The organism is Salmonella sp. 32031103-2018-00083-FB-01-SM-01 (assembly GCF_017571995.1).
GTDB lineage: Bacteria > Pseudomonadota > Gammaproteobacteria > Enterobacterales > Enterobacteriaceae > Salmonella > Salmonella enterica.
This window is the reverse complement of the sequence record NZ_JAGEQL010000002.1, coordinates 51,241-71,867: the sequence shown is the minus strand read 5'-3', so window position 1 is coordinate 71,867 and position 20,627 is coordinate 51,241. Positions and strand designations below refer to the sequence as shown.

Here is a 20,627-nt window from a genome sequence, read left to right as displayed (position 1 = left end):
TCTGCAAAAAAAACGGCTTTAGGGGGAGAGGGGAGTTAATGAATTCACTGAATCAATTTAATAATTTTACATATAAATGACATTCATTTTTGCTAAACAATCTTTTAAGAGAAAATAACGATCGGATTTATTCCATTAATTAGCGAGCGAAGTAATAATACAGGTTTCTTAAAAATAATATTAATTAAAAATTACCAGTATGCTGGTGCGGGGGTATGTTGATGAACAAGCTGCGTCAGCGCGACGCCATCGTCGGGGAAGCGCAGTTTTGGAGCGATCTCAAACAGCGGCCACAGCATAAAGCCGCGGTTTTTCATGTCGTAGTGCGGCACGGTCAGACGGTCGGTGTTAATCACTTCATCGCCAAACAGCATAATGTCGAGATCCAGCGTGCGCGGCCCCCAGCGTTCCGCTTTGCGCACCCGGCCCTGTTGCAGCTCAATGCGCTGGGTATGGTTAAGCAATTCTTCGGGGGCGAGAGTGGTATCCAGCGCCACCGCGGCGTTCAGGTAATCGGGTTGATCCTGTGGGCCAAGCGGCGGCGTGCGGTAAAACGAAGAAACCGCGACGATACGGCTATCGGGAATGTTGGCGATAGCCTTCAGGGCGGCATTGACCTGCTCCAGCGGAGAGGCCAGATTACTGCCAAGCGCGATATACGCGATCGTCATACGGTGCCCTCGCGGCGCGGCGCGCGTTTGCGCGGACGTGAACGGCGGCGGCGTGGAGCAGGATCGTCGTCCAGCTCGTTGAGCATCCCTTTTTGTTCCGGCGGCGCGGAAGCCTGAAACTCGGCCCACCACTGCGCCAGACGTTGCAGCTCAGTATTATTTTCCACCTGAGCGCGCAGCTCCAGCAAATCAAACGCGGCGCGGAATTTGGGATGTTCCATCAGCTTCCAGGCGCGTTTGCCCTGACGACGGGACATCCGTAACTGAAGCTGCCAAATATCACGGGTAAGTGTGGTAAGGCGTTTCGGGATCGCCAGCGAACGGCAGGCTTCATCCAGCACGTCATTCATGGCCAGCGCGAAAGCGTCGTAATAGGCCAGACCGCTCTCCTGAGCGATTTTTTGCGCCATTTCCAGCAGCGGATACCAGAACATGGCGGCAAACAAAAATGCCGGATTAACGCGCATTTCGTTACGGATGCGGTTATCCGTATTCTTCAACACCAGCGCAATGATGCGTTCCATTGCGCTGTCGCCGTTTTCGGTGAAATAACGCGTAATGGTAGGAAACAACGGCTGGAAGAGGTGGTATTCCCGCAGTTGTTGATAGGTTTCAAAACCGTTCCCCGCCTGCAACAGCTTCAGCGACTCTTCGAACAGGCGCGCGGGAGGAATGTCGTTTAGCAAGGTTGCCAGACGCGGGATTGGCTCAGCCGTTTCAGGGCTGATACGCATATTGAGCTTCGCAGCGAAACGCACGGCGCGCAGCATTCGAACCGGATCTTCGCGGTAGCGCGTTTCCGGATTGCCGATCAGGCGAATCACGCCTTCTTGCAGATCCTGCATCCCGCCGACGTAATCGCGCACGGTAAAATCCGCCACGCTGTAGTAAAGGCTGTTGATGGTGAAATCGCGGCGCTGGGCATCTTCTTCGATAGAGCCGAAGATATTATCGCGCAGCAGCATACCGTTTTGCCCACGCTGGGAGGTCGTACGGTCGCTTTCACTGCCTTCATGATGACCACGAAACGTTGCCACTTCGATAATTTCCGGGCCAAACATCACGTGAGCCAGGCGGAAACGACGCCCCACCAGACGGCAATTGCGGAATAATTTCCGTACCTGATCCGGTGTTGCGTTGGTGGTCACGTCGAAATCCTTCGGCTTTTTGCCGAGCAGGAGATCGCGGACGCCGCCGCCGACCAGGTAGGCTTCATAGCCCGCTTTGTTCAGCCTGTACAGTACCTTGAGGGCATTTTCACTGATATCTTTGCGGGAGATAGCGTGCTGTTCACGCGGGATAATCGTCATATGTGGACGGGCGACGGCTTGTTCTGCCTCGCTCTCCTCGCGGCTTAACACCTTACGGCAAAAATTAGCGACTCGGGTAAAAATAGCGCACCTCGGTAGTGTCATACATTAATAAGATCAACTTACTCTATGTCTTTCGCATTACGGCAGACGGGCGTAAGAGAACAACGCGACCTGGGCTGTAAGCATCATTAACGCCGCAGCAATGCGAAAGACGATGAGCAAAAATAGCGGCTAATCATAGCTCAGCGAGACGCATTTGAGAATGCCGGATTTACATTAGCCGATGTGGGTACGGCTGCAAGCCTCCAGTGCTCCACCGCAAAGCGTAGCAACTCCTCAACAGACATCTCCTGCCACGCTACGACGGCGCGTTGGCCTAAAAAGCGCAATGCCTGGACCAGTACCGGGCGCGGATCGCCTGTCGCAATCGCAGGGGCATGATTTTGCTTGGAAAGTTTAGCGCCTTGTTCGTTGAGCGCCAGCGGAAGGTGCACGTAACCTGGCGCACGCCAGCCAAACTGTTTATACAGCGAAAGTTGTCGGACAGTGGGTTCGATTAAATCTGCGCCGCGGACGATCTCCGTCACCCCCTGAAAATGATCGTCGACCACCACGGCCAGATTATAAGCAAACAGTCCGTCGCGGCGGTGGATAATAAAATCTTCGCTCGCCAGCTGTGGGTCAGCCTGGATGTCGCCGCGCAAGGCATCATGGAAACGCATCACCGGATGCTGCTGTTTAATTCTGACGGCGGCATTCTCCGGCCCGTGGTATAACGTCCGGCAATGGCCGTCGTAAATACCGCCCAGACGTTGAATGCGAGAGCGGGGGCAAGTGCAGTAGTAGCTCAGCCCCTGCTTGTGAAGCCAGGCCAGCGCCTCGCGATAAGCCTCATGACGCTGTGATTGCCATAATACCTCGCCATCCCAGTGCAGGCCGTAATGTTCCAGCTGGCGCAGAATGGTCGCTGCGGCACCGGGAACTTCACGTGGGGGGTCGATATCCTCTATGCGAACGCGCCAAATTCCGCGTTGCGCACGGGCTTGTAGATAGCTGCCGAGGGCGGCGATTAACGAGCCGAAATGTAGTTCGCCGGATGGCGACGGCGCGAAACGGCCAATATAGTGTGAGTCAGTCATGCTGCGGGCAATAAAGAATAAGGCGGGAAAACTCCCGCCTGTCATAAATAGGGTAGAAACGAACGGGATTAACCCGCCATCTGTTTTTCGCGAATTTCAGCCAGCGTTTTGCAGTCGATGCACAGATCGGCTGTTGGACGCGCTTCCAGGCGGCGGATACCAATCTCCACCCCGCAGGACTCGCAATAACCGAAGTCTTCATCTTCCACTTTCTTCAGCGTCTTCTCGATCTTTTTGATCAGTTTGCGCTCACGGTCACGATTACGTAACTCCAGGCTAAACTCCTCTTCCTGCGCGGCGCGATCGACCGGATCGGGGAAGTTGGCGGCTTCGTCCTGCATGTGCGTCACAGTGCGATCGACTTCATCCCGGAGTTGATTACGCCATGCTTCAAGAATACGCTTGAAGTGCGATAGCTGGGCTTCGTTCATATACTCTTCGCCCGGTTTCTCCTGGTACGGCTCCACCCCAGCGATGGCGAGAATACTCAGGGACGATGTTTTACGGTTTTGCCCTTCTTGCATGTTGCTTCTCCTTAACACGCACTATCGATCCCCATGTTCGGGGGAAAATCAGGTCGCTATAAATAGCAGATGCTTTTCCGGATAGCAATTATCTAAACGTAACACTTGACAACCCTGTGAGGAAAAGCGTATTTACGCACGCGGCCAGAATACTTAATAATCAGGCTGTTATTCCACTACAACGTTATGGGTACTGGTTCGTTCAGTTCCATTTTTTGGGCTGAAAGTTCTGCTTTATAAGCTAAAACTTCCACGCCTTTATTCTGAGCCTCGCTCAATAGCTGCGCGTATTTTATATCGATATGACGTGCGGGTGAAAAACGTGTAATGGCGGAGTGCAGCACCGCGAACACCACCACCGCGCGATGACCTGCCGCCGCAACGCCCATCAACTCCCGAAGATGTTTTTGCCCTCGTTCGGTGATGGCGTCGGGAAAATAACCGTTTTCTTTTTCCGCTAACGTGACCGATTTCACTTCAATATAGCAGTCCGGGCGGAAATCTGCCTGTAACATAAAATCTATACGGCTGCGCTCGGCGCCATATTTGACTTCACTTTTCAGAATATTGTACCCCGCCAGCGCCGACAGGCGATTCTCCTGAATCGCTTCTTTCGTTAGCTGGTTCGCCCGCAGCGTATTCACGCAAATGAATGCGCCGGATTGCGTTTCAGTCAATTCCCAGGTATGCGGATATTTGCGTTTAGTATTTTCTGATGTCGAATACCAGACGGTATCGCCAGGCGTGGCGCAGCCGGTCATCGCGCCGGTATTAGGACAGTGCAGCGTAAGCGTCGTACCGTCAGGGGTGATCACATCGGCTAAAAAACGTTTATAGCGCTGAATCAGCGTAGCGCGTTGTAAAGGGGGGGAGAATAGCATCGACATTCCTTCATTATTATTCGCCCAGCGTCCAGCGCTGCAGCTCGGCATAGCGGGTACGGCCTTGCCCATACGAAGAGGCGTAAAGCGCAAATGACGTAACCGGAAATGACCAGCAAAAGCCCGGCGGCGGGATAGCCACCGTATGGCTGGCGTCGCGCAGCAGCGTAATATGCGGGTGAAAAGGCTGCGGGCTTTGGTAACAACCGCTGCGGGCGGCCTGCGCGCGCAGCATATTAGCCAACTGCAACAACCCGCGCGGCGGCTGGCGCATCCCCAGCCACACCACGCGCGAACGCAGCCACTGACCGGCGTCATCCAGATGTAGCGTAAAGCCCGGCTGGCGAATTCGTCCGGCCAGTTGCGCAAGCGCGCGCTGCTTATCGTTACTGACGTCGCCTAAAAAGGCCAGCGTCAGGTGTAGGTTCGCCGCTGCGACGGGGCGTCCGTCTTCAGACGCAAAATGAGCGGCGCGCCAGGCGATAATTTGCGTGCGCGCGTCGTCGGGTAAGTCAATCGCAAAAAACAGCCGTTTTGGCTCAGACATAGGGATACTCGGTTATGGATTAACACGATGCTACAATGCGGCGCAAAGAAAGTTAACCCCGTGGAGCCGTTTGTGACGTCATTGCCCGTTGCCGCCGTATTGCCTGAATTGTTGACAGCCCTAAAAACCGCGCCGCAGGTTTTGTTGTCCGCGCCTACCGGGGCGGGGAAATCCACCTGGCTGCCGTTGCAACTCCTGCAACAAGGTCCGGTTGCTGGAAAAATCCTCCTGCTTGAACCGCGTCGTCTGGCGGCGCGTAATGTCGCGCAGCGTCTGGCGGAAGCGTTGAATGAAAAGCCTGGCGAAACGGTAGGTTACCGGATGCGCGCGCAAAGCTGCGTGGGGCCGCGTACCCGGCTGGAAGTGGTGACAGAAGGCGTATTGACCAGAATGATTCAGCGCGATCCCGAATTACGCGGCGTGGGGCTGGTGATACTGGATGAGTTTCATGAGCGCAGTTTACAGGCGGATTTAGCGTTGGCGCTGTTGCTGGATATCCAGCAAGGGCTTCGTGACGATCTCAGGCTGTTAATCATGTCAGCGACGCTGGATAACGACAGGCTCTGTCAGCGACTGCCTGATGCGCCGACGATCGTCTCGGAGGGGCGCGCGTTCTCGGTGGAGCGACGTTATCAACCGCTTGCGGCGCATTTGCGTTTTGATGAAGCCGTCGCGATGGCGACAGCGGAACTGCTGCGCAATGAAAACGGTTCGCTGCTGCTATTTTTACCCGGCGTAGGCGAAATACAGCGCGTTCATGAACATCTGGCGTCGCGGGTAGGGAGTGATGTCCTGCTTTGTCCGCTGTATGGCGCATTGTCTCTGGAGGCGCAACGCAAAGCGATTGTTCCCGCACCCGCCGGGATGCGTAAAGTGGTGTTGGCGACTAACATTGCCGAAACCAGTTTGACGATTGAAGGGATTCGTCTGGTCGTCGATAGCGCTCAGGAGCGCGTGGCGCGATTCGATGCGCGAACGGGACTGACGCGGCTGGTTACGCAGCGTATCAGTCAGGCGTCAATGACGCAGCGCGCGGGGCGCGCCGGACGACTGGCGCCGGGAATCTGTTTACATCTGCTGGCAAAAGAACAGGCGGAGCGGGCGGCGGCGCAAAGCGATCCGGAAATCTTACACAGCGACCTCTCCGGTTTGTTGATGGAAGTGTTGCAGTGGGGATGTCACGATCCGGCATCGCTTTTCTGGCTGGACAGGCCGCCGGAGGTGAATCTTCAGGCCGCCCGCCGTTTATTATTGATGTTAGGCGCGCTGGAGGGCGAGCGATTAAGCGCGCGGGGCCGGAAAATGGCGGCAATGGGTAACGATCCGCGCCTGGCGGCGATGTTAGTCAACGCCGACGAGGGCGATAGCGCCGCCACCGCCGCCATGCTCGCGGCCATCCTTGAGGACCCGCCGCGCGGCGGCGGTACGGATTTAAGCGTGCTATTTTCGCGGCGGCAGCCGGGCTGGCAGCAGCGTAGCCAGCAGCTTTTAAAACGGCTGCAGGTGCGTAATGGCGAGCCGGATAGCGCGCTTATTATGCCGCTGTTGGCCAGAGCGTTTAGCGACCGCATCGCGCGACGTCGTGGTCAGGAAGGGCGCTATCAGTTAGCCAATGGTATGGGTGCGATGTTAGATGCGGATGACGCGTTGGGACGTCATGAATGGCTGATCGCGCCGCTGTTACTGCAAGGTAGCGCCTCGCCGGACGCCCGAATATTGTTGGCGCAGCCGCTGGATATTGCCTCGCTGATTCAGGCGTGTCCTGATTTACTGCGCCAGTCTGACACGGTTGAATGGGACGAAGCGCAGGGAACGTTGAAAGCGTGGCGCAGAATGCGTATTGGACAGTTGACGGTTAACGTTCAGCCACTGGCGAAACCGTCTGAAGAGGAGCTTCATCAGGCGATGCTGAACGGCATCCGCGATAAAGGTCTGGCCGTCCTTAACTGGACGCCGGAAGCGGAGCAGTTCCGTCTGCGTCTGCACTGTGCGGCGAAATGGCTGCCGGAATATGACTGGCCTGCCGTGGATGAGGCGTCGCTGCTGGCGACTCTGGAAAACTGGTTGCTGCCGCACATGACAGGCGTACAGTCGTTACGGAGTCTGAAATCTCTGAATGTGACTCAGGCGTTACGGGGACTGCTTGACTATGCCATGCTGCAACGTCTGGATAGTGAACTGCCTGGGCATTACACTGTGCCGACGGGAAGCCGAATAACGATTCGTTATCATGAAGATAACCCGCCCGCACTGGCGGTCAGAATGCAGGAAATGTTTGGCGAAGCGAAGACCCCAACCATCGCTCAGGGCCGCGTGCCGCTGGTGCTGGAACTGCTTTCGCCAGCGCAGCGACCGCTACAGATTACGCGCGATTTAAGCGCTTTCTGGCAGGGGGCGTATCGCGAAGTGCAAAAAGAGATGAAGGGCCGTTACCCCAAACATGTCTGGCCGGACGATCCGGCGAATACGGCCCCAACGCGGCGCACGAAGAAGTATTCGTGACGTGTTATACGTTGCCTCCAGGCCGGATAAGGCGTTAATCGCCATCCGGCAAAAGGGTAAATTGAGAGATTTCTTCTTCTGTCGTCTGGCGGAAGAATAGAGAATCGGGCCTTTGCGCCTGTATGTTGCGGAGAAAAAGCATGGCGGGGAATGACCGCGAGCCGATTGGACGTAAGGGGAAACCGTCACGTCCTGTGAAACAAAAGGTGAGCCGTCGTCGGCAGCATGACGACGATTATGATGATGACTATGAGGATGAAGAACCGATGCCGCGTAAAGGTAAGGGCAAAGGGCGTAAGCCTCGTGGCAAGCGCGGCTGGCTGTGGCTATTGCTAAAACTGTTTATCGTTTTTGTGGTGCTGTTCGCCATTTACGGCGTCTATCTGGATCAAAAAATCCGCAGCCGTATCGATGGCAAGGTCTGGCAGCTTCCGGCGGCGGTATATGGCCGGATGGTGAACCTTGAGCCAGACATGCCTGTCAGCAAAAACGAGATGGTGAAATTGCTGGAAGCGACGCAGTATCGTCTGGTGACGAAGATGACCCGTCCCGGCGAATTTACCGTGCAGGCCAATAGCATTGAGATGATCCGTCGTCCGTTTGACTTCCCGGACAGCAAAGAAGGGCAGGTGCGCGCGCGGCTGACGTTCAGTGACGGGCGTCTGGAAACTATCGTCAATCTGGATAACAACCGCCAGTTTGGCTTCTTCCGCCTCGATCCGCGGCTTATCACCATGCTTTCTTCGCCAAATGGCGAGCAGCGTTTATTCGTCCCGCGCAGCGGTTTCCCGGATCTGCTGGTCGATACGCTGTTGGCGACGGAAGACCGTCATTTCTATGAGCATGATGGCATTAGTCTTTACTCTATCGGGCGTGCGGTACTGGCCAACCTGACGGCGGGACGTACGGTGCAGGGGGCAAGTACGCTGACCCAGCAGCTGGTGAAGAACCTGTTCCTCTCCAGCGAAAGATCATACTGGCGTAAAGCGAATGAAGCCTACATGGCGCTGATCATGGATGCCCGTTACAGTAAAGATCGTATTCTTGAGCTGTACATGAACGAGGTCTACCTCGGTCAAAGCGGGGATAATGAAATTCGCGGTTTTCCTCTGGCGAGCCTGTATTACTTTGGTCGTCCGGTAGAGGAGCTGAGCCTCGATCAGCAGGCGTTACTGGTTGGGATGGTAAAAGGGGCGTCGATTTATAACCCGTGGCGCAACCCGAAACTGGCGCTGGAGCGTCGTAACCTGGTGCTACGCCTGTTACAGCAGCAGAAAATCATCGATCAGGAACTCTATGACATGCTGAGCGCGCGTCCGCTTGGCGTACAGCCGCGCGGCGGCGTTATTTCACCGCAGCCAGCGTTTATGCAGATGGTTCGTCAGGAACTGCAGGCGAAGCTAGGGGATAAAATTAAAGATCTCTCCGGCGTGAAGATCTTCACCACCTTTGACTCCGTGGCGCAGGATGCCGCAGAAAAAGCCGTTGTCGAAGGCATTCCGGCGTTGAAGAAGCAGCGTAAATTGAGCGATCTGGAAACCGCGATGGTGGTGGTGGATCGCTTTAGCGGCGAGGTGCGCGCGATGGTTGGCGGGGCGGAGCCGCAGTATGCCGGCTATAACCGTGCCATGCAGGCGCGCCGTTCCATCGGGTCGCTGGCGAAACCGGCGACCTATCTGACCGCGTTAAGTCAGCCGAACTTATACCGTCTGAACACCTGGATTGCCGATGCGCCGATTTCTCTGCGCCAGCCGAATGGTCAGGTCTGGTCGCCGCAGAACGACGATCGTCGCTACAGCGAAAGCGGGAAAGTGATGCTGGTGGATGCGTTAACTCGCTCAATGAACGTACCGACGGTCAATCTGGGGATGGCGTTAGGTTTACCGGCGGTAACCGATACCTGGACGAAGCTCGGCGTGCCGAAAGATCAGCTCAATCCGGTTCCGGCGATGCTGTTAGGGGCGCTGAACCTGACGCCGATCGAAGTGGCGCAAGCGTTCCAGACTATCGCCAGCGGCGGAAATCGCGCGCCGTTATCAGCGCTGCGTTCGGTTATTGCGGAAGATGGTAAGGTGCTGTACCAAAGTTATCCGCAAGCTGAACGCGCCGTACCGGCACAGGCGGCTTACCTGACGCTATGGACAATGCAGCAGGTCGTCCAGCGTGGTACGGGGCGTCAGCTTGGCGCGAAATATCCGGGTCTGCATCTGGCGGGTAAAACCGGGACGACAAACAACAATGTCGATACCTGGTTTGCCGGTATCGACGGCAGCCAGGTGACTATCACCTGGGTAGGCCGTGATAACAACCAGCCGACGAAACTGTACGGTGCCAGCGGCGCGATGGCGATTTACCAGCGCTATCTGGCGAACCAGACGCCGACGCCTTTAGTTCTGACGCCGCCGGAAGATGTGGTGGATATGGGCGTTGATTACGACGGTAATTTTGTCTGTAGCGGCGGTATGCGCACTCTGCCGGTCTGGACGGACGATCCAAATACGCTGTGCCAGCAGGGCGAGATGATGCAGCAACAGCAGCCGTCAGGCAATCCGTTCGATCAGTCGTCTCAGCCGCAACAGCCTGCGCAGCAACAGCCGCCGAAAGAAGAGAAGAGCGACGGCGTTGCCGGCTGGATTAAGGAGATGTTCGGCGGCAATTAATCACGGTAATAGTGCCGGGTGGCGCTGTGCTTACCCGGTCTACACCGTTACGCCCCATTACGCGCGACGTAGGCCGAATAAGGCGCTTACGTCGCCATCCGGCAAACCCTCCATAAATAACATTTCAGTCTAATTTATTAACCCTTCCTTTTCATCTGGTTGTTTCTTAACCCCTTAGTTTTCGTAGGGCCGCGTATCGCTTGCCATTGCGACGATATTTCGCCTATCATGCTGCGGTTATAATAATAATTATCGTTTACGTTATCATTCACTTTCATCAGAGATATACCAATGGCGCGTCTTAAAACTGCTCAGCCAAACTCCTCACTGCGTAAAATCGCAGTTGTAGTAGCCACAGCGGTTAGCGGCATGTCTGTCTATGCACAGGCGGCGGTTCAACCGAAAGAAGAAACCATTACCGTAACCGCAGCGCCTGTCGCGCAGGAAAGTGCCTGGGGACCGGCTCCGACCATCGCCGCGAAGCGTTCCGCCACCACCACCAAAACTGATACACCTATCGAAAAAACGCCACAGTCGGTTTCGGTGGTCACTAACGAAGAGATGCAGATGCATCAATTCCAGTCAGTAAAAGAAGCGTTGGGTTACACGCCGGGTGTAACGGTAAGCAGCCGCGGCGCTTCCAATACCTATGACTTCGTGATTATCCGTGGCTTTTCTTCCGTCGGCCTGAGCCAGAATAATTATCTGGATGGCCTGAAATTGCAGGGGAACTTCTACAACGATGCGGTTATTGATCCCTACATGCTTGAGCGTGTTGAGTTGATGCGTGGCCCAACGTCCGTTCTCTACGGTAAGAGCAACCCGGGCGGTATCATTTCGATGGTTAGCAAGCGGCCGACTACTGAGCCGCTGAAAGAAATTCAATTCAAAATGGGGACGGACAATTTGTTCCAGACCGGTTTTGATTTTAGTGATTCCCTGGATGACAACGGTGAGTTCTCATATCGTCTGACGGGACTGGCGCGTTCGACAAACGAACAGCAAAAGAGCTCTGAGTCGCAGCGCTATGCGATTGCGCCCTCTTTTACCTGGCGTCCTGATGAGAAAACGAATTTTACGTTCCTTTCTTATTTCCAGAACGAACCAGAGACTGGCTACTACGGCTGGCTGCCGAAAGAGGGAACGGTTGAACCGTTACCGAATGGTAAACGTCTGCCAACGGATTTCAACGAAGGGGCGTCAAACAACACCTATTCTCGTAACGAGAAAATGGTGGGATACAGTTTCGAGCATGGCTTCAACGACACCTTTACCGTGCGCCAGAATTTACGTTTTGTCGAAATGAAAACCGCGCAAAAAAGCGTCTATGGCACGGGGATTGCGGCGGACGGCCATACGCTTAACCGCGGTACTATCGTTGACAACGAGCGTTTACAGAATTTCAGCGTAGATACACAACTGGAAAGTAAATTCGCGACCGGCGATATTGATCATACGTTGCTGACGGGTGTCGATTTCATGCGTATGCGTAATGATATTAACGCGACGTTTGGTAGCGCGCCGTCAATCGATCTCTATAACAATTACCATCCTGAATACTTTGCTTTCGGCGGCGCTGAGCCGTACCAGATGAACGAAAGTAAACAAACAGGCCTCTATGTTCAGGATCAGGCGGAATGGAATAAGTGGGTATTTACTCTCGGCGGCCGCTATGACTGGTCTAAACAAGCGACAACGGTGCGTCAGAATTCCACTACGCCGACAGAAGGATATATTGAACGTAATGACCACCAGTTCACCTGGCGCGGTGGCGTAAACTACGTATTCGATAATGGAATTTCACCTTACTTCAGCTATAGCCAATCTTTCGAGCCAAGCGCCTTCGATTTGTGGAGCACCCCACGCGTTTCTTACAAGCCGTCAAAAGGCGAGCAATATGAAGCAGGGGTGAAATATGTACCGAAAGACATGCCGGTTGTTGTTACGGGTGCCGTTTATCAGCTGACCAAAACCAATAACCTGACCGCCGATCCAACCAACCCATTAGCGCAGGTGCCGGCAGGCGAAATTCGTGCGCGAGGTGTAGAGCTGGAAGCCAAAGCAGCATTGACGGCTAACATCAATATGACGGCGTCTTACACTTATACTGATGCTGAATACACGAAAGACACTAATCTGAAAGGGAATACGCCAGAGCAGGTGCCTGAACACATGGCGTCGTTGTGGGGCGATTACACCTTCAACGACGGTCCGTTGTCAGGTTTAACGCTGGGAACAGGCGGTCGTTTTATTGGTTCCAGTTACGGCGATCCGGCCAATAGCTTCAAGGTAGGCAGCGCAGCGGTGATGGATGCGGTCGTCAAGTACGATCTGGCGCGTTTTGGTATGGCGGGCTCCAGCATTGCGGTTAACGTTAATAATCTGCTCGACCGCGAATACGTCGCCAGCTGCTTCCAGACCTACGGCTGTTTCTGGGGCGCAGAACGTCAGGTCGTTGCAACGGCAACCTTCCGTTTCTAATTTCTTTTTGGGCACGGCTTGCCGTGCCCGTTTTACAAGTTGGCTGCGATGCAGGAAAACCACATTCATTCCGATACCACCTTTGCGCTGCGAAGCGTCGCCTTTCGTGTGCCGGGCCGCACGCTTTTACACCCTCTCTCGTTAACGTTTCCCGCAGGTCGCGTCACCGGACTTATCGGCCATAATGGTTCCGGTAAATCCACGCTGTTAAAAATGCTGGGCCGCCATCAGCCGCCTTCCGAAGGGGATATTCTGCTCGACAATCAGCCGCTGGCGAGCTGGAGCAGCAAGGCGTTTGCCCGCAAAGTTGCCTATCTGCCTCAACAATTGCCACAGGCGGAAGGAATGACGGTGCGCGAACTGGTAGCGATTGGCCGCTATCCGTGGCACGGCGCGCTGGGGCGCTTTGGCGTCGCGGACCGGGAAAAAGTAGACGAGGCGATTACGCTGGTCGGCTTAAAACCGCTGGCGCATCGTCTGGTAGACAGTCTTTCCGGCGGCGAGCGCCAGCGCGCGTGGATTGCCATGCTGGTCGCGCAGGACAGCCGTTGTCTGCTGCTGGATGAGCCGACGTCAGCGCTGGATATCGCCCATCAGGTTGACGTGCTGGCGCTGGTGCATCGTTTAAGCCAGCAGCGCGGGCTGACGGTGGTTGCGGTGCTGCACGATATCAACATGGCGGCCCGCTACTGTGATTATTTAGTCGCGCTACGCGGCGGTGAAATGATTGCGCAAGGAACGCCTGCGGAACTGATGCGCAGTGACACGCTGGAGCAGATTTACGGTATCCCGATGGGTATCCTTCCGCATCCAGCGGGCGCGGCACCTGTGAGTTTTGTGTATTAATGCGTGATTTATATCCTCTTACTCGCCGCCGTTTATTAACGGCGATGGCGCTCTCGCCGCTGCTGTGGCAAATGAATACGGCGCAGGCTGCCGCTATCGATCCCCGCCGGATTGTGGCGCTGGAGTGGCTGCCGGTTGAGCTGCTGCTGGCGCTCGGTATTACGCCTTATGGCGTGGCGGACGTGCCAAATTATAAGCTGTGGGTTAGCGAACCGCCGTTGCCGGATTCGGTGATTGATGTGGGTCTTCGTACTGAACCCAATCTCGAACTGCTGACAGAGATGAAGCCGTCGTTTATGGTCTGGTCGGCAGGTTACGGACCCTCGCCGGAAAAATTGGCGCGGATCGCGCCGGGGCGCGGGTTCGATTTTAGCGACGGCAAAAAGCCGCTGGCGGTGGCCCGACGCTCGCTGGTTGAACTGGCGCAGACGCTGAATCTGGAAGCTGCGGCAGAAAAACATCTGGCGCAATACGATCGCTTCATCGCCAGCCAGAAGCCGCATTTTATCCGCCGCGGGGGGCGTCCGTTACTGATGACGACGCTTATCGATCCACGGCATATGCTGGTGCTCGGCCCGAATTGCCTGTTCCAGGAGGTGCTGGACGAGTATGGCATTGTCAATGCCTGGCAGGGTGAAACCAACTTTTGGGGCAGTACGGCGGTCAGCATCGATCGGCTGGCGATGTATAAAGAAGCGGATGTGATCTGCTTCGATCACGGGAATAGCACCGATATGAACGCGCTGATGGCAACGCCGCTGTGGCAGGCCATGCCGTTTGTCCGCGCCGGGCGCTTTCACCGGGTGCCCGCCGTTTGGTTCTATGGCGCGACCCTCTCCACGATGCATTTTGTCCGCATCCTGGATAACGTGTTGGGAGGCAAAGCGTGAGCAGAAAACGTGAAATGCCGGATGGCGGCTTCGCCTTATCCGACCTACGGTTCGGGTGCTTTGTAGGCCGGATAAGGCGAAGCCGCCATCCGGCGTTGCTGTTATTGGCGCTGTTTGTTGCCGCCTGCTGGCTGACATGGGGTAACTTCTCCGTTGCGCTACCGCGCAGTCAGTGGCAACAGGCTATCTGGTCACCGGATATCGACATCATTGAGCAGATGATTTTTCATTACAGCCTGCTGCCAAGACTGGCGATTTCGCTGCTGGTGGGCGCGGGGCTTGGGCTGGTAGGCGTCCTGTTCCAGCAAGTATTGCGTAACCCGCTGGCGGAACCGACCACGCTGGGCGTGGCGACCGGCGCGCAATTGGGGATCACGGTGACTACGCTATGGGCGATTCCCGGCGCGCTGGCGACGCAGTTTGCCGCCCTGACGGGAGCCTGTATCGTCGGCGCGCTGGTGTTCGGCGTGGCGTGGGGCAAACGTCTGTCGCCAGTGACCCTGATCCTCGCCGGGCTGGTGGTTAGCCTCTATTGTGGCGCCATCAACCAGTTACTGGTGATTTTCCACCACGATCAGTTGCAAAGCATGTTTTTATGGAGCACCGGAACGCTGACGCAAACCGACTGGAGCGGCGTGCAGCGTCTGTGGCCGCAGTTGCTGGGCGGTGTGATGCTCACATTATTGTTGCTACGTCCTATGACGCTGATGGGGCTGGATGACGGCGTTGCGCGTAATCTGGGTCTGGCGCTGTCGTTAGCGCGTCTGGCGGCGCTGTCGCTGGCGATTGTGTTGAGCGCGCTGCTAGTCAACGCGGTGGGCATTATCGGTTTTATCGGCCTGTTTGCGCCGCTGCTGGCGAAAATGCTTGGCGCAAGACGTCTGCTGGCGCGCCTGATGCTGGCGCCGCTCATTGGGGCGCTTATTTTGTGGCTATCCGATCAGATTATCCTTTGGCTCACCCGCGTATGGATGGAGGTCTCCACCGGTTCAGTGACGGCGTTAATCGGCGCGCCGCTGCTCCTGTGGCTGCTGCCGCGGCTTAAAAGCATGAGCGCGCCGGATATGAACGCCAGCGATCGTGTGGCGGCGGAACGTCGGCATGTCCTCGCTTTTGCCGTTGCCGGTGGCGTGCTCCTGCTGCTGGCAACATGGGGCGCGCTCTCTTTTGGTCGCGATGCGCACGGCTGGACGTGGGCGAGCGGAACGCTGCTTGAAGAACTGATGCCGTGGCGCTGGCCGCGGATACTGGCGGCGTTAATGGCGGGCGTTATGCTGGCGGTGGCGGGCTGCATTATTCAGCGTCTGACCGGTAATCCAATGGCCAGTCCGGAAGTGCTGGGGATCAGTTCCGGAGCCGCGTTTGGCGTGGTGTTGATGCTGTTTTTGGTGCCGGGGAATGCCTTCGGTTGGCTACTGCCCGCCGGAAGCCTGGGCGCGGCGGCGACACTGCTGATTATTATGTTAGCCGCCGGACGCGGCGGTTTCTCGCCACAACGGATGTTGCTGGCGGGGATGGCGCTCAGCACCGCGTTTACCATGCTGCTAATGATGCTCCAGGCGAGCGGCGACCCGCGGATGGCGGAAGTGTTGACCTGGATCGCAGGATCTACCTATAACGCCACTGGCGGGCAGGTTACGCGAACCGCGATCGTGATGGTAATTTTGCTGGCAATTGTGCCATTGTGTCGCCGCTGGTTAACGATTTTGCCACTGGGCGGCGATGCCGCGCGCGCGGTGGGCATGGCGCTTACGCCGTCGCGTATCGCGCTGCTGGCGCTGGCGGCTTGTTTGACGGCAACTGCGACGATGACCATTGGGCCGCTGAGTTTCGTTGGACTGATGGCGCCGCATATTGCGCGGATGCTCGGTTTTCGCCGGACGATGCCGCATATGGTCATCTCGGCGCTGGCAGGGGGCGTTTTACTGGTCTTTGCCGACTGGTGCGGCAGGATGGCGCTATTTCCGTATCAGATCCCGGCGGGACTGCTTTCAAGCTTTATTGGCGCGCCGTACTTTATCTATTTGCTACGTAAACAGAGCCGCTGAGTTTGCCGGATGGCGGCATAAATGCCTTATCCGGCCTACGGCGTAGAATGTAGGCCGGGTAATCGTCACCCGGCAATTCATCCTTTACAATTTCGCAAACACCCGGCGCGCGGCGTCAATAGTACTATTAATGTCGTCCATGCTGTGTGCGACCGACATAAAACCCGCCTCAAACGCCGATGGCGCCAGATACACGCCTTCCTCCAGCATCAGGTGGAAGAAACGCTTAAAGCGTTCAACGTCGCACGCCATCACGTCCTGATAGCAGGTTACGCTCTCAGCGTCGGTGAAGAAAATCCCGAACATGCCGCCGACGTGGTTGACGACCAGCGGAATATTCGCTTCTTCGGCAGCTTCCAGCAAACCTTCCGCCAGACGGGTGGTGAGCTCATCCAGCGTTTCATGAATGCCGGGCTGGGCGACTTCATTCAGGCAGGCGAAACCGGCCGCCATCGCAATCGGGTTGCCGGAAAGGGTGCCCGCCTGGTAAACCGGGCCCGTCGGCGCCAGCGCATCCATTACATCGCGACGACCGCCAAACGCGCCTACCGGCATCCCGCCGCCGATGATTTTACCCAGACAGGTCAGGTCCGGCACGACGCCGTAGTAATCCTGGGCTCCGGCCAGCGCTACGCGAAAACCGGTCATCACTTCGTCGATAATCAGCAGCGCGCCGAACTCATCGCACAAGGCGCGCAGACCTGGCAGGAATTCCGGCAGCGGCGGGACGCAGTTCATATTGCCCGCCACCGGCTCGACGATGATACAGGCGATTTCCTGCGGATATTGTTCAAACGCCGCGCGCACTGACGCCAGATCGTTATAAGTGCAGGTCAGCGTATGTTTCGCGAAATCTGCCGGCACGCCCGGCGAGTTCGGCTGACCGAGCGTCAGCGCGCCAGAACCGGCTTTGACCAGCAGACAGTCTGCGTGGCCGTGGTAGCAGCCTTCGAATTTGATAATCTTATCGCGGCCAGTAAAACCACGCGCCAGGCGAATAGCGCTCATCGTCGCTTCGGTACCGGAGTTCACCATGCGCACCATGTCCATGGTCGGCACCAGGTTGGTGACCAGTTCCGCCATTTTCACTTCCATTTCGGTTGGCGCGCCGAAGCTTAAACCGCGCTCCGCAGCTTCGATCACCGCATTGCGGATAGCCGGATGGTTATGCCCCAGTACCATTGGCCCCCAGGAACCGACATAGTCGATATACGCTTTGCCATCGACATCGTACAGATACGCGCCGTCCGCTTTTTCGATAAACAGCGGGGTGCCGCCCACGCCAGTGAAGGCGCGAACAGGGGAGTTCACACCGCCGGGGATCAGCTCGCGGGCCGCGCTATAGAGATTTTCAGACTTACTCATGGAAAGATTCCTGGTTCGTAGAAAAAGTGAATACCCGCTATTCTAAGTTATTCAGAGAAGGTTATGAAAGTTTTACGCATTTGAAACAATACGATTTGCAGGGGATTTTCGCGGCGTTGGCGAGTAGAATGCCGACTTTAGATTTGTATTACCAATTAATGATCTTCTGATGAAAACAGACACTTCCACCTTTTTAGCTCAGCAAATTGTGCGTTTACGGCGCAGAGATCAGATTCGCCGGTTAATGCAGCGGGATAAAACGCCGCTGGCCATCCTGTTCATGGCGGCCGTTGTCGGCACGCTTACCGGACTGGTTGGCGTCGCCTTTGAAAAGGCGGTTTCCTGGGTACAAAACATGCGCATTGGTGCGCTGGTTCAGGTCGCGGACCATGCGTTTTTGCTTTGGCCGCTGGCCTTTATCCTTTCGGCGTTACTGGCGATGGTCGGCTACTTTTTGGTGCGAAAATTTGCGCCGGAAGCCGGCGGCTCGGGTATCCCGGAAATTGAAGGCGCGCTGGAGGAGTTACGTCCGGTGCGCTGGTGGCGCGTGTTGCCGGTGAAGTTTATCGGCGGGATGGGAACGTTGGGCGCAGGAATGGTGTTAGGGCGCGAAGGGCCAACGGTACAAATCGGGGGCAACCTGGGGCGCATGGTGCTGGATGTTTTTCGTATGCGCAGCGCCGAAGCGCGGCATACGTTGCTGGCGACCGGCGCGGCGGCGGGGCTCTCTGCGGCGTTTAACGCGCCGCTGGCGGGTATCCTGTTTATTATTGAAGAGATGCGCCCGCAGTTTCGCTACAACCTGATTTCGATTAAAGCGGTGTTTACCGGCGTCATCATGTCGAGCATTGTGTTCCGCATATTTAACGGCGAAGCGCCGATTATTGAAGTCGGCAAACTGTCTGATGCGCCGGTTAACACGCTGTGGTTATACCTTATCCTCGGTATTATTTTTGGCTGCGTCGGGCCGGTATTTAATTCGTTGGTGCTGCGTACCCAGGATATGTTTCAGCGCTTTCATGGCGGCGAAATTAAAAAATGGGTGCTTATGGGCGGCGCGATCGGCGGCCTGTGCGGTATTCTGGGGTTGATTGAGCCGGAAGCGGCAGGCGGCGGATTTAACCTTATTCCTATCGCCGCGGCAGGTAATTTTAGCGTCGGGCTACTGCTGTTCATCTTTATTACCCGGGTGGTCACGACGCTGCTTTGCTTTTCTTCCGGCGCGCCGGGGGGCATTTTCGCCCCGATGCTGGCGCTGGGAACGCTGCTTGGTACGGCCTTCGGTATGGCGGCGGCAGTGCTTTTCCCGCAGTATCACCTGGAGGCCGGTACCTTTGCGATTGCCGGGATGGGGGCGCTGATGGCGGCGTCGGTGCGCGCCCCGTTGACGGGGATTGTGCTGGTGCTGGAGATGACCGATAACTATCAGCTCATTTTGCCAATGATTATCACCTGTCTTGGCGCGACACTATTAGCCCAGTTTTTGGGCGGGAAACCGTTATACTCAACCATCCTGGCGCGCACTCTGGCGAAGCAGGATGCGGAACAGGCGGCGAAAAACCAGAATGCGCCTGCGGGCGAGAATACTTGAACGAATTACCAGGGTATTAGATAATGACTGCCAATATTGGGTGAAAATTTATCCAATTACCGATGTCGTTTGGAGCAAAATATGAGTGATGACGTAGCGCTGCCGCTGCAGTTTACCGACGCAGCAGCGAATAAAGTAAAAAGTCTTATCGCTGACGAAGATAACCCGAATCTGAAACTGCGCGTGTATATCACCGGCGGTGGTTGCAGCGGCTTCCAGTATGGTTTTACCTTTGACGATCAGGTGAACGAAGGGGATATGACCATCGAAAAACAGGGCGTTGGCCTGGTGGTTGACCCGATGAGTTTGCAGTATCTGGTGGGTGGTTCGGTGGATTATACCGAAGGTCTGGAAGGTTCCCGCTTCATTGTAACCAACCCGAATGCGAAAAGTACCTGCGGGTGTGGCTCTTCCTTCAGCATTTGATTGCTGTTCGTTGTGCCGGATGGCGACGCGAGCGTCTTATCCGGCCTACAACATCTTTCCTGTAGGCCCGATAAGCGTAGCGCCATCGGGCAAAACAATATCAACGTCCGTTTTCATCCAGTGCAAACGTCGGCAATTTCAAATGCCAGCGAATGGCCGCCAGCCGAATGAACAGCGTGACGACCATACCCATCATGCTGGCGCTTTCCAGCGGTACTGAAAACGTATAAAACGCGGTGGCGTGAACAATCCCGCCGATAATACAGGCCGTGGCATAGATTTCGGTGCGTAGGATCATGGGAATCTCGCGTGCCAGAACATCGCGAATAATCCCGCCGCCGACGCCGGTAATCACGCCCATACAGACTGCCACTAATGGCCCCGTTTCAGCGAGGAAGGCTTTATTCACCCCAATGCCGACAAACACCGCCAGCCCGACCGCATCCAGTACCGGCAACATCCATTTCGGCAGACGTCTTGGCTGGCGAACCAGCAGGATGGTCAGCATACTGGTGACCATGGCGACGACCAAATCGGTAGGATCTTTAACCCAGAATACCGGGCCGTTATCCAGCGCCATATCGCGGATTGTCCCGCCGCCGACGGCAGTAACGACGCCGAGCACCAGGACGCCGAACGGGTCCATACGTAATTTCCCGGCCAGCAACACGCCAGAGATAGCAAATACAGCCGTGCCTACAATATCCAGCCAATAGACGAGCATTGTCGAATCCCCACTGGGA

The 20,627-nt window shown here is 56.1% G+C and carries 16 protein-coding genes; 8 read left to right on the top strand and 8 right to left on the bottom strand.

Annotated features, from left to right (window positions below; translation table 11 throughout):
* Positions 1-191: 191 nt before the first annotated feature.
* The 6 genes from folK to thpR form a co-directional block, all read right to left on the bottom strand.
* The gene (gene folK, locus J4614_RS06695) at positions 192-671 is read right to left on the bottom strand and encodes a 2-amino-4-hydroxy-6-hydroxymethyldihydropteridine diphosphokinase (RefSeq protein WP_208293101.1); all 480 of its coding nucleotides are present in this window, start codon (positions 669-671) and stop codon (positions 192-194) included.
* Positions 668-2,065 (bottom strand): polynucleotide adenylyltransferase PcnB, encoded by a 1,398-nt coding sequence (gene pcnB / locus J4614_RS06690; protein WP_204100804.1) that lies wholly within the window; start codon positions 2,063-2,065, stop codon positions 668-670. The genes folK and pcnB overlap by 4 nt, the downstream gene beginning before the upstream one ends.
* Before the next feature lie 161 nt (positions 2,066-2,226).
* On the bottom strand, positions 2,227-3,123 hold the full coding sequence (gluQRS, locus tag J4614_RS06685; protein WP_208293100.1) for a tRNA glutamyl-Q(34) synthetase GluQRS: 897 nt from the start codon (positions 3,121-3,123) through the stop codon (positions 2,227-2,229).
* Positions 3,124-3,191: 68 nt separating this feature from the next.
* On the bottom strand, positions 3,192-3,647 hold the full coding sequence (gene dksA / locus J4614_RS06680; protein WP_001155232.1) for an RNA polymerase-binding protein DksA: 456 nt from the start codon (positions 3,645-3,647) through the stop codon (positions 3,192-3,194).
* A gap of 176 nt (positions 3,648-3,823) precedes the next feature.
* Positions 3,824-4,528 (bottom strand): DNA/RNA nuclease SfsA, encoded by a 705-nt coding sequence (gene sfsA / locus J4614_RS06675; protein WP_183052995.1) that lies wholly within the window; start codon positions 4,526-4,528, stop codon positions 3,824-3,826.
* 16 nt (positions 4,529-4,544) lie between these two features.
* On the bottom strand, positions 4,545-5,075 hold the full coding sequence (gene thpR, locus J4614_RS06670; protein ID WP_001294186.1) for an RNA 2',3'-cyclic phosphodiesterase: 531 nt from the start codon (positions 5,073-5,075) through the stop codon (positions 4,545-4,547).
* Between the two features lie 72 nt (positions 5,076-5,147).
* Between thpR and hrpB the strand changes: the two genes are divergently transcribed.
* The 6 genes from hrpB (at position 5,148) to fhuB (ending at position 16,502) form a co-directional block, all read left to right on the top strand.
* The gene (gene hrpB, locus J4614_RS06665) at positions 5,148-7,577 is read left to right on the top strand and encodes an ATP-dependent helicase HrpB (RefSeq protein ID WP_208293153.1); all 2,430 of its coding nucleotides are present in this window, start codon (positions 5,148-5,150) and stop codon (positions 7,575-7,577) included.
* A 140-nt stretch (positions 7,578-7,717) separates the two neighbouring features.
* A complete protein-coding gene (gene mrcB / locus J4614_RS06660) occupies positions 7,718-10,237 on the top strand; it encodes a bifunctional glycosyl transferase/transpeptidase (RefSeq protein WP_000918126.1) in 2,520 nt (839 codons plus the stop codon).
* A 291-nt stretch (positions 10,238-10,528) separates the two neighbouring features.
* Entirely contained in the window at positions 10,529-12,718 is a 2,190-nt protein-coding gene (gene fhuA, locus J4614_RS06655; protein WP_000113229.1) for a ferrichrome porin FhuA, read from the top strand.
* Between the two features lie 48 nt (positions 12,719-12,766).
* Positions 12,767-13,564, top strand: coding sequence for a Fe3+-hydroxamate ABC transporter ATP-binding protein FhuC (fhuC, locus tag J4614_RS06650; RefSeq protein WP_001157204.1), 798 nt, complete (start codon positions 12,767-12,769; stop codon positions 13,562-13,564).
* Positions 13,564-14,454 (top strand): Fe(3+)-hydroxamate ABC transporter substrate-binding protein FhuD, encoded by an 891-nt coding sequence (fhuD, locus tag J4614_RS06645; protein ID WP_001205358.1) that lies wholly within the window; start codon positions 13,564-13,566, stop codon positions 14,452-14,454. Before fhuC ends, fhuD begins: the two co-directional genes overlap by 1 nt.
* 14 nt (positions 14,455-14,468) lie before the next feature.
* A complete protein-coding gene (gene fhuB / locus J4614_RS06640) occupies positions 14,469-16,502 on the top strand; it encodes a Fe(3+)-hydroxamate ABC transporter permease FhuB (protein WP_208293152.1) in 2,034 nt (677 codons plus the stop codon).
* 84 nt (positions 16,503-16,586) lie between these two features.
* On the opposite strand, the gene hemL is transcribed toward fhuB, so the two are convergent.
* A complete protein-coding gene (hemL, locus tag J4614_RS06635) occupies positions 16,587-17,867 on the bottom strand; it encodes a glutamate-1-semialdehyde 2,1-aminomutase (RefSeq protein WP_000045251.1) in 1,281 nt (426 codons plus the stop codon).
* A 169-nt stretch (positions 17,868-18,036) separates the two neighbouring features.
* On the opposite strand from hemL, the gene clcA reads away from it, so the two are divergent.
* Both clcA and erpA read left to right on the top strand, forming a co-directional pair.
* Positions 18,037-19,458 carry a H(+)/Cl(-) exchange transporter ClcA gene (clcA, locus tag J4614_RS06630; RefSeq protein ID WP_000845430.1) on the top strand — a complete coding sequence of 474 codons (1,422 nt, stop codon included), beginning with the start codon at positions 18,037-18,039 and terminating at the stop codon, positions 19,456-19,458.
* A gap of 81 nt (positions 19,459-19,539) precedes the next feature.
* Entirely contained in the window at positions 19,540-19,884 is a 345-nt protein-coding gene (gene erpA, locus J4614_RS06625) for an iron-sulfur cluster insertion protein ErpA (protein ID WP_001278668.1), read from the top strand.
* A gap of 100 nt (positions 19,885-19,984) precedes the next feature.
* Here erpA and J4614_RS06620 read toward each other — a convergent pair whose 3' ends face one another.
* Positions 19,985-20,608 carry a TRIC cation channel family protein gene (locus J4614_RS06620; protein ID WP_000964234.1) on the bottom strand — a complete coding sequence of 208 codons (624 nt, stop codon included), beginning with the start codon at positions 20,606-20,608 and terminating at the stop codon, positions 19,985-19,987.
* Between the last annotated feature and the right edge of the window lie 19 nt (positions 20,609-20,627).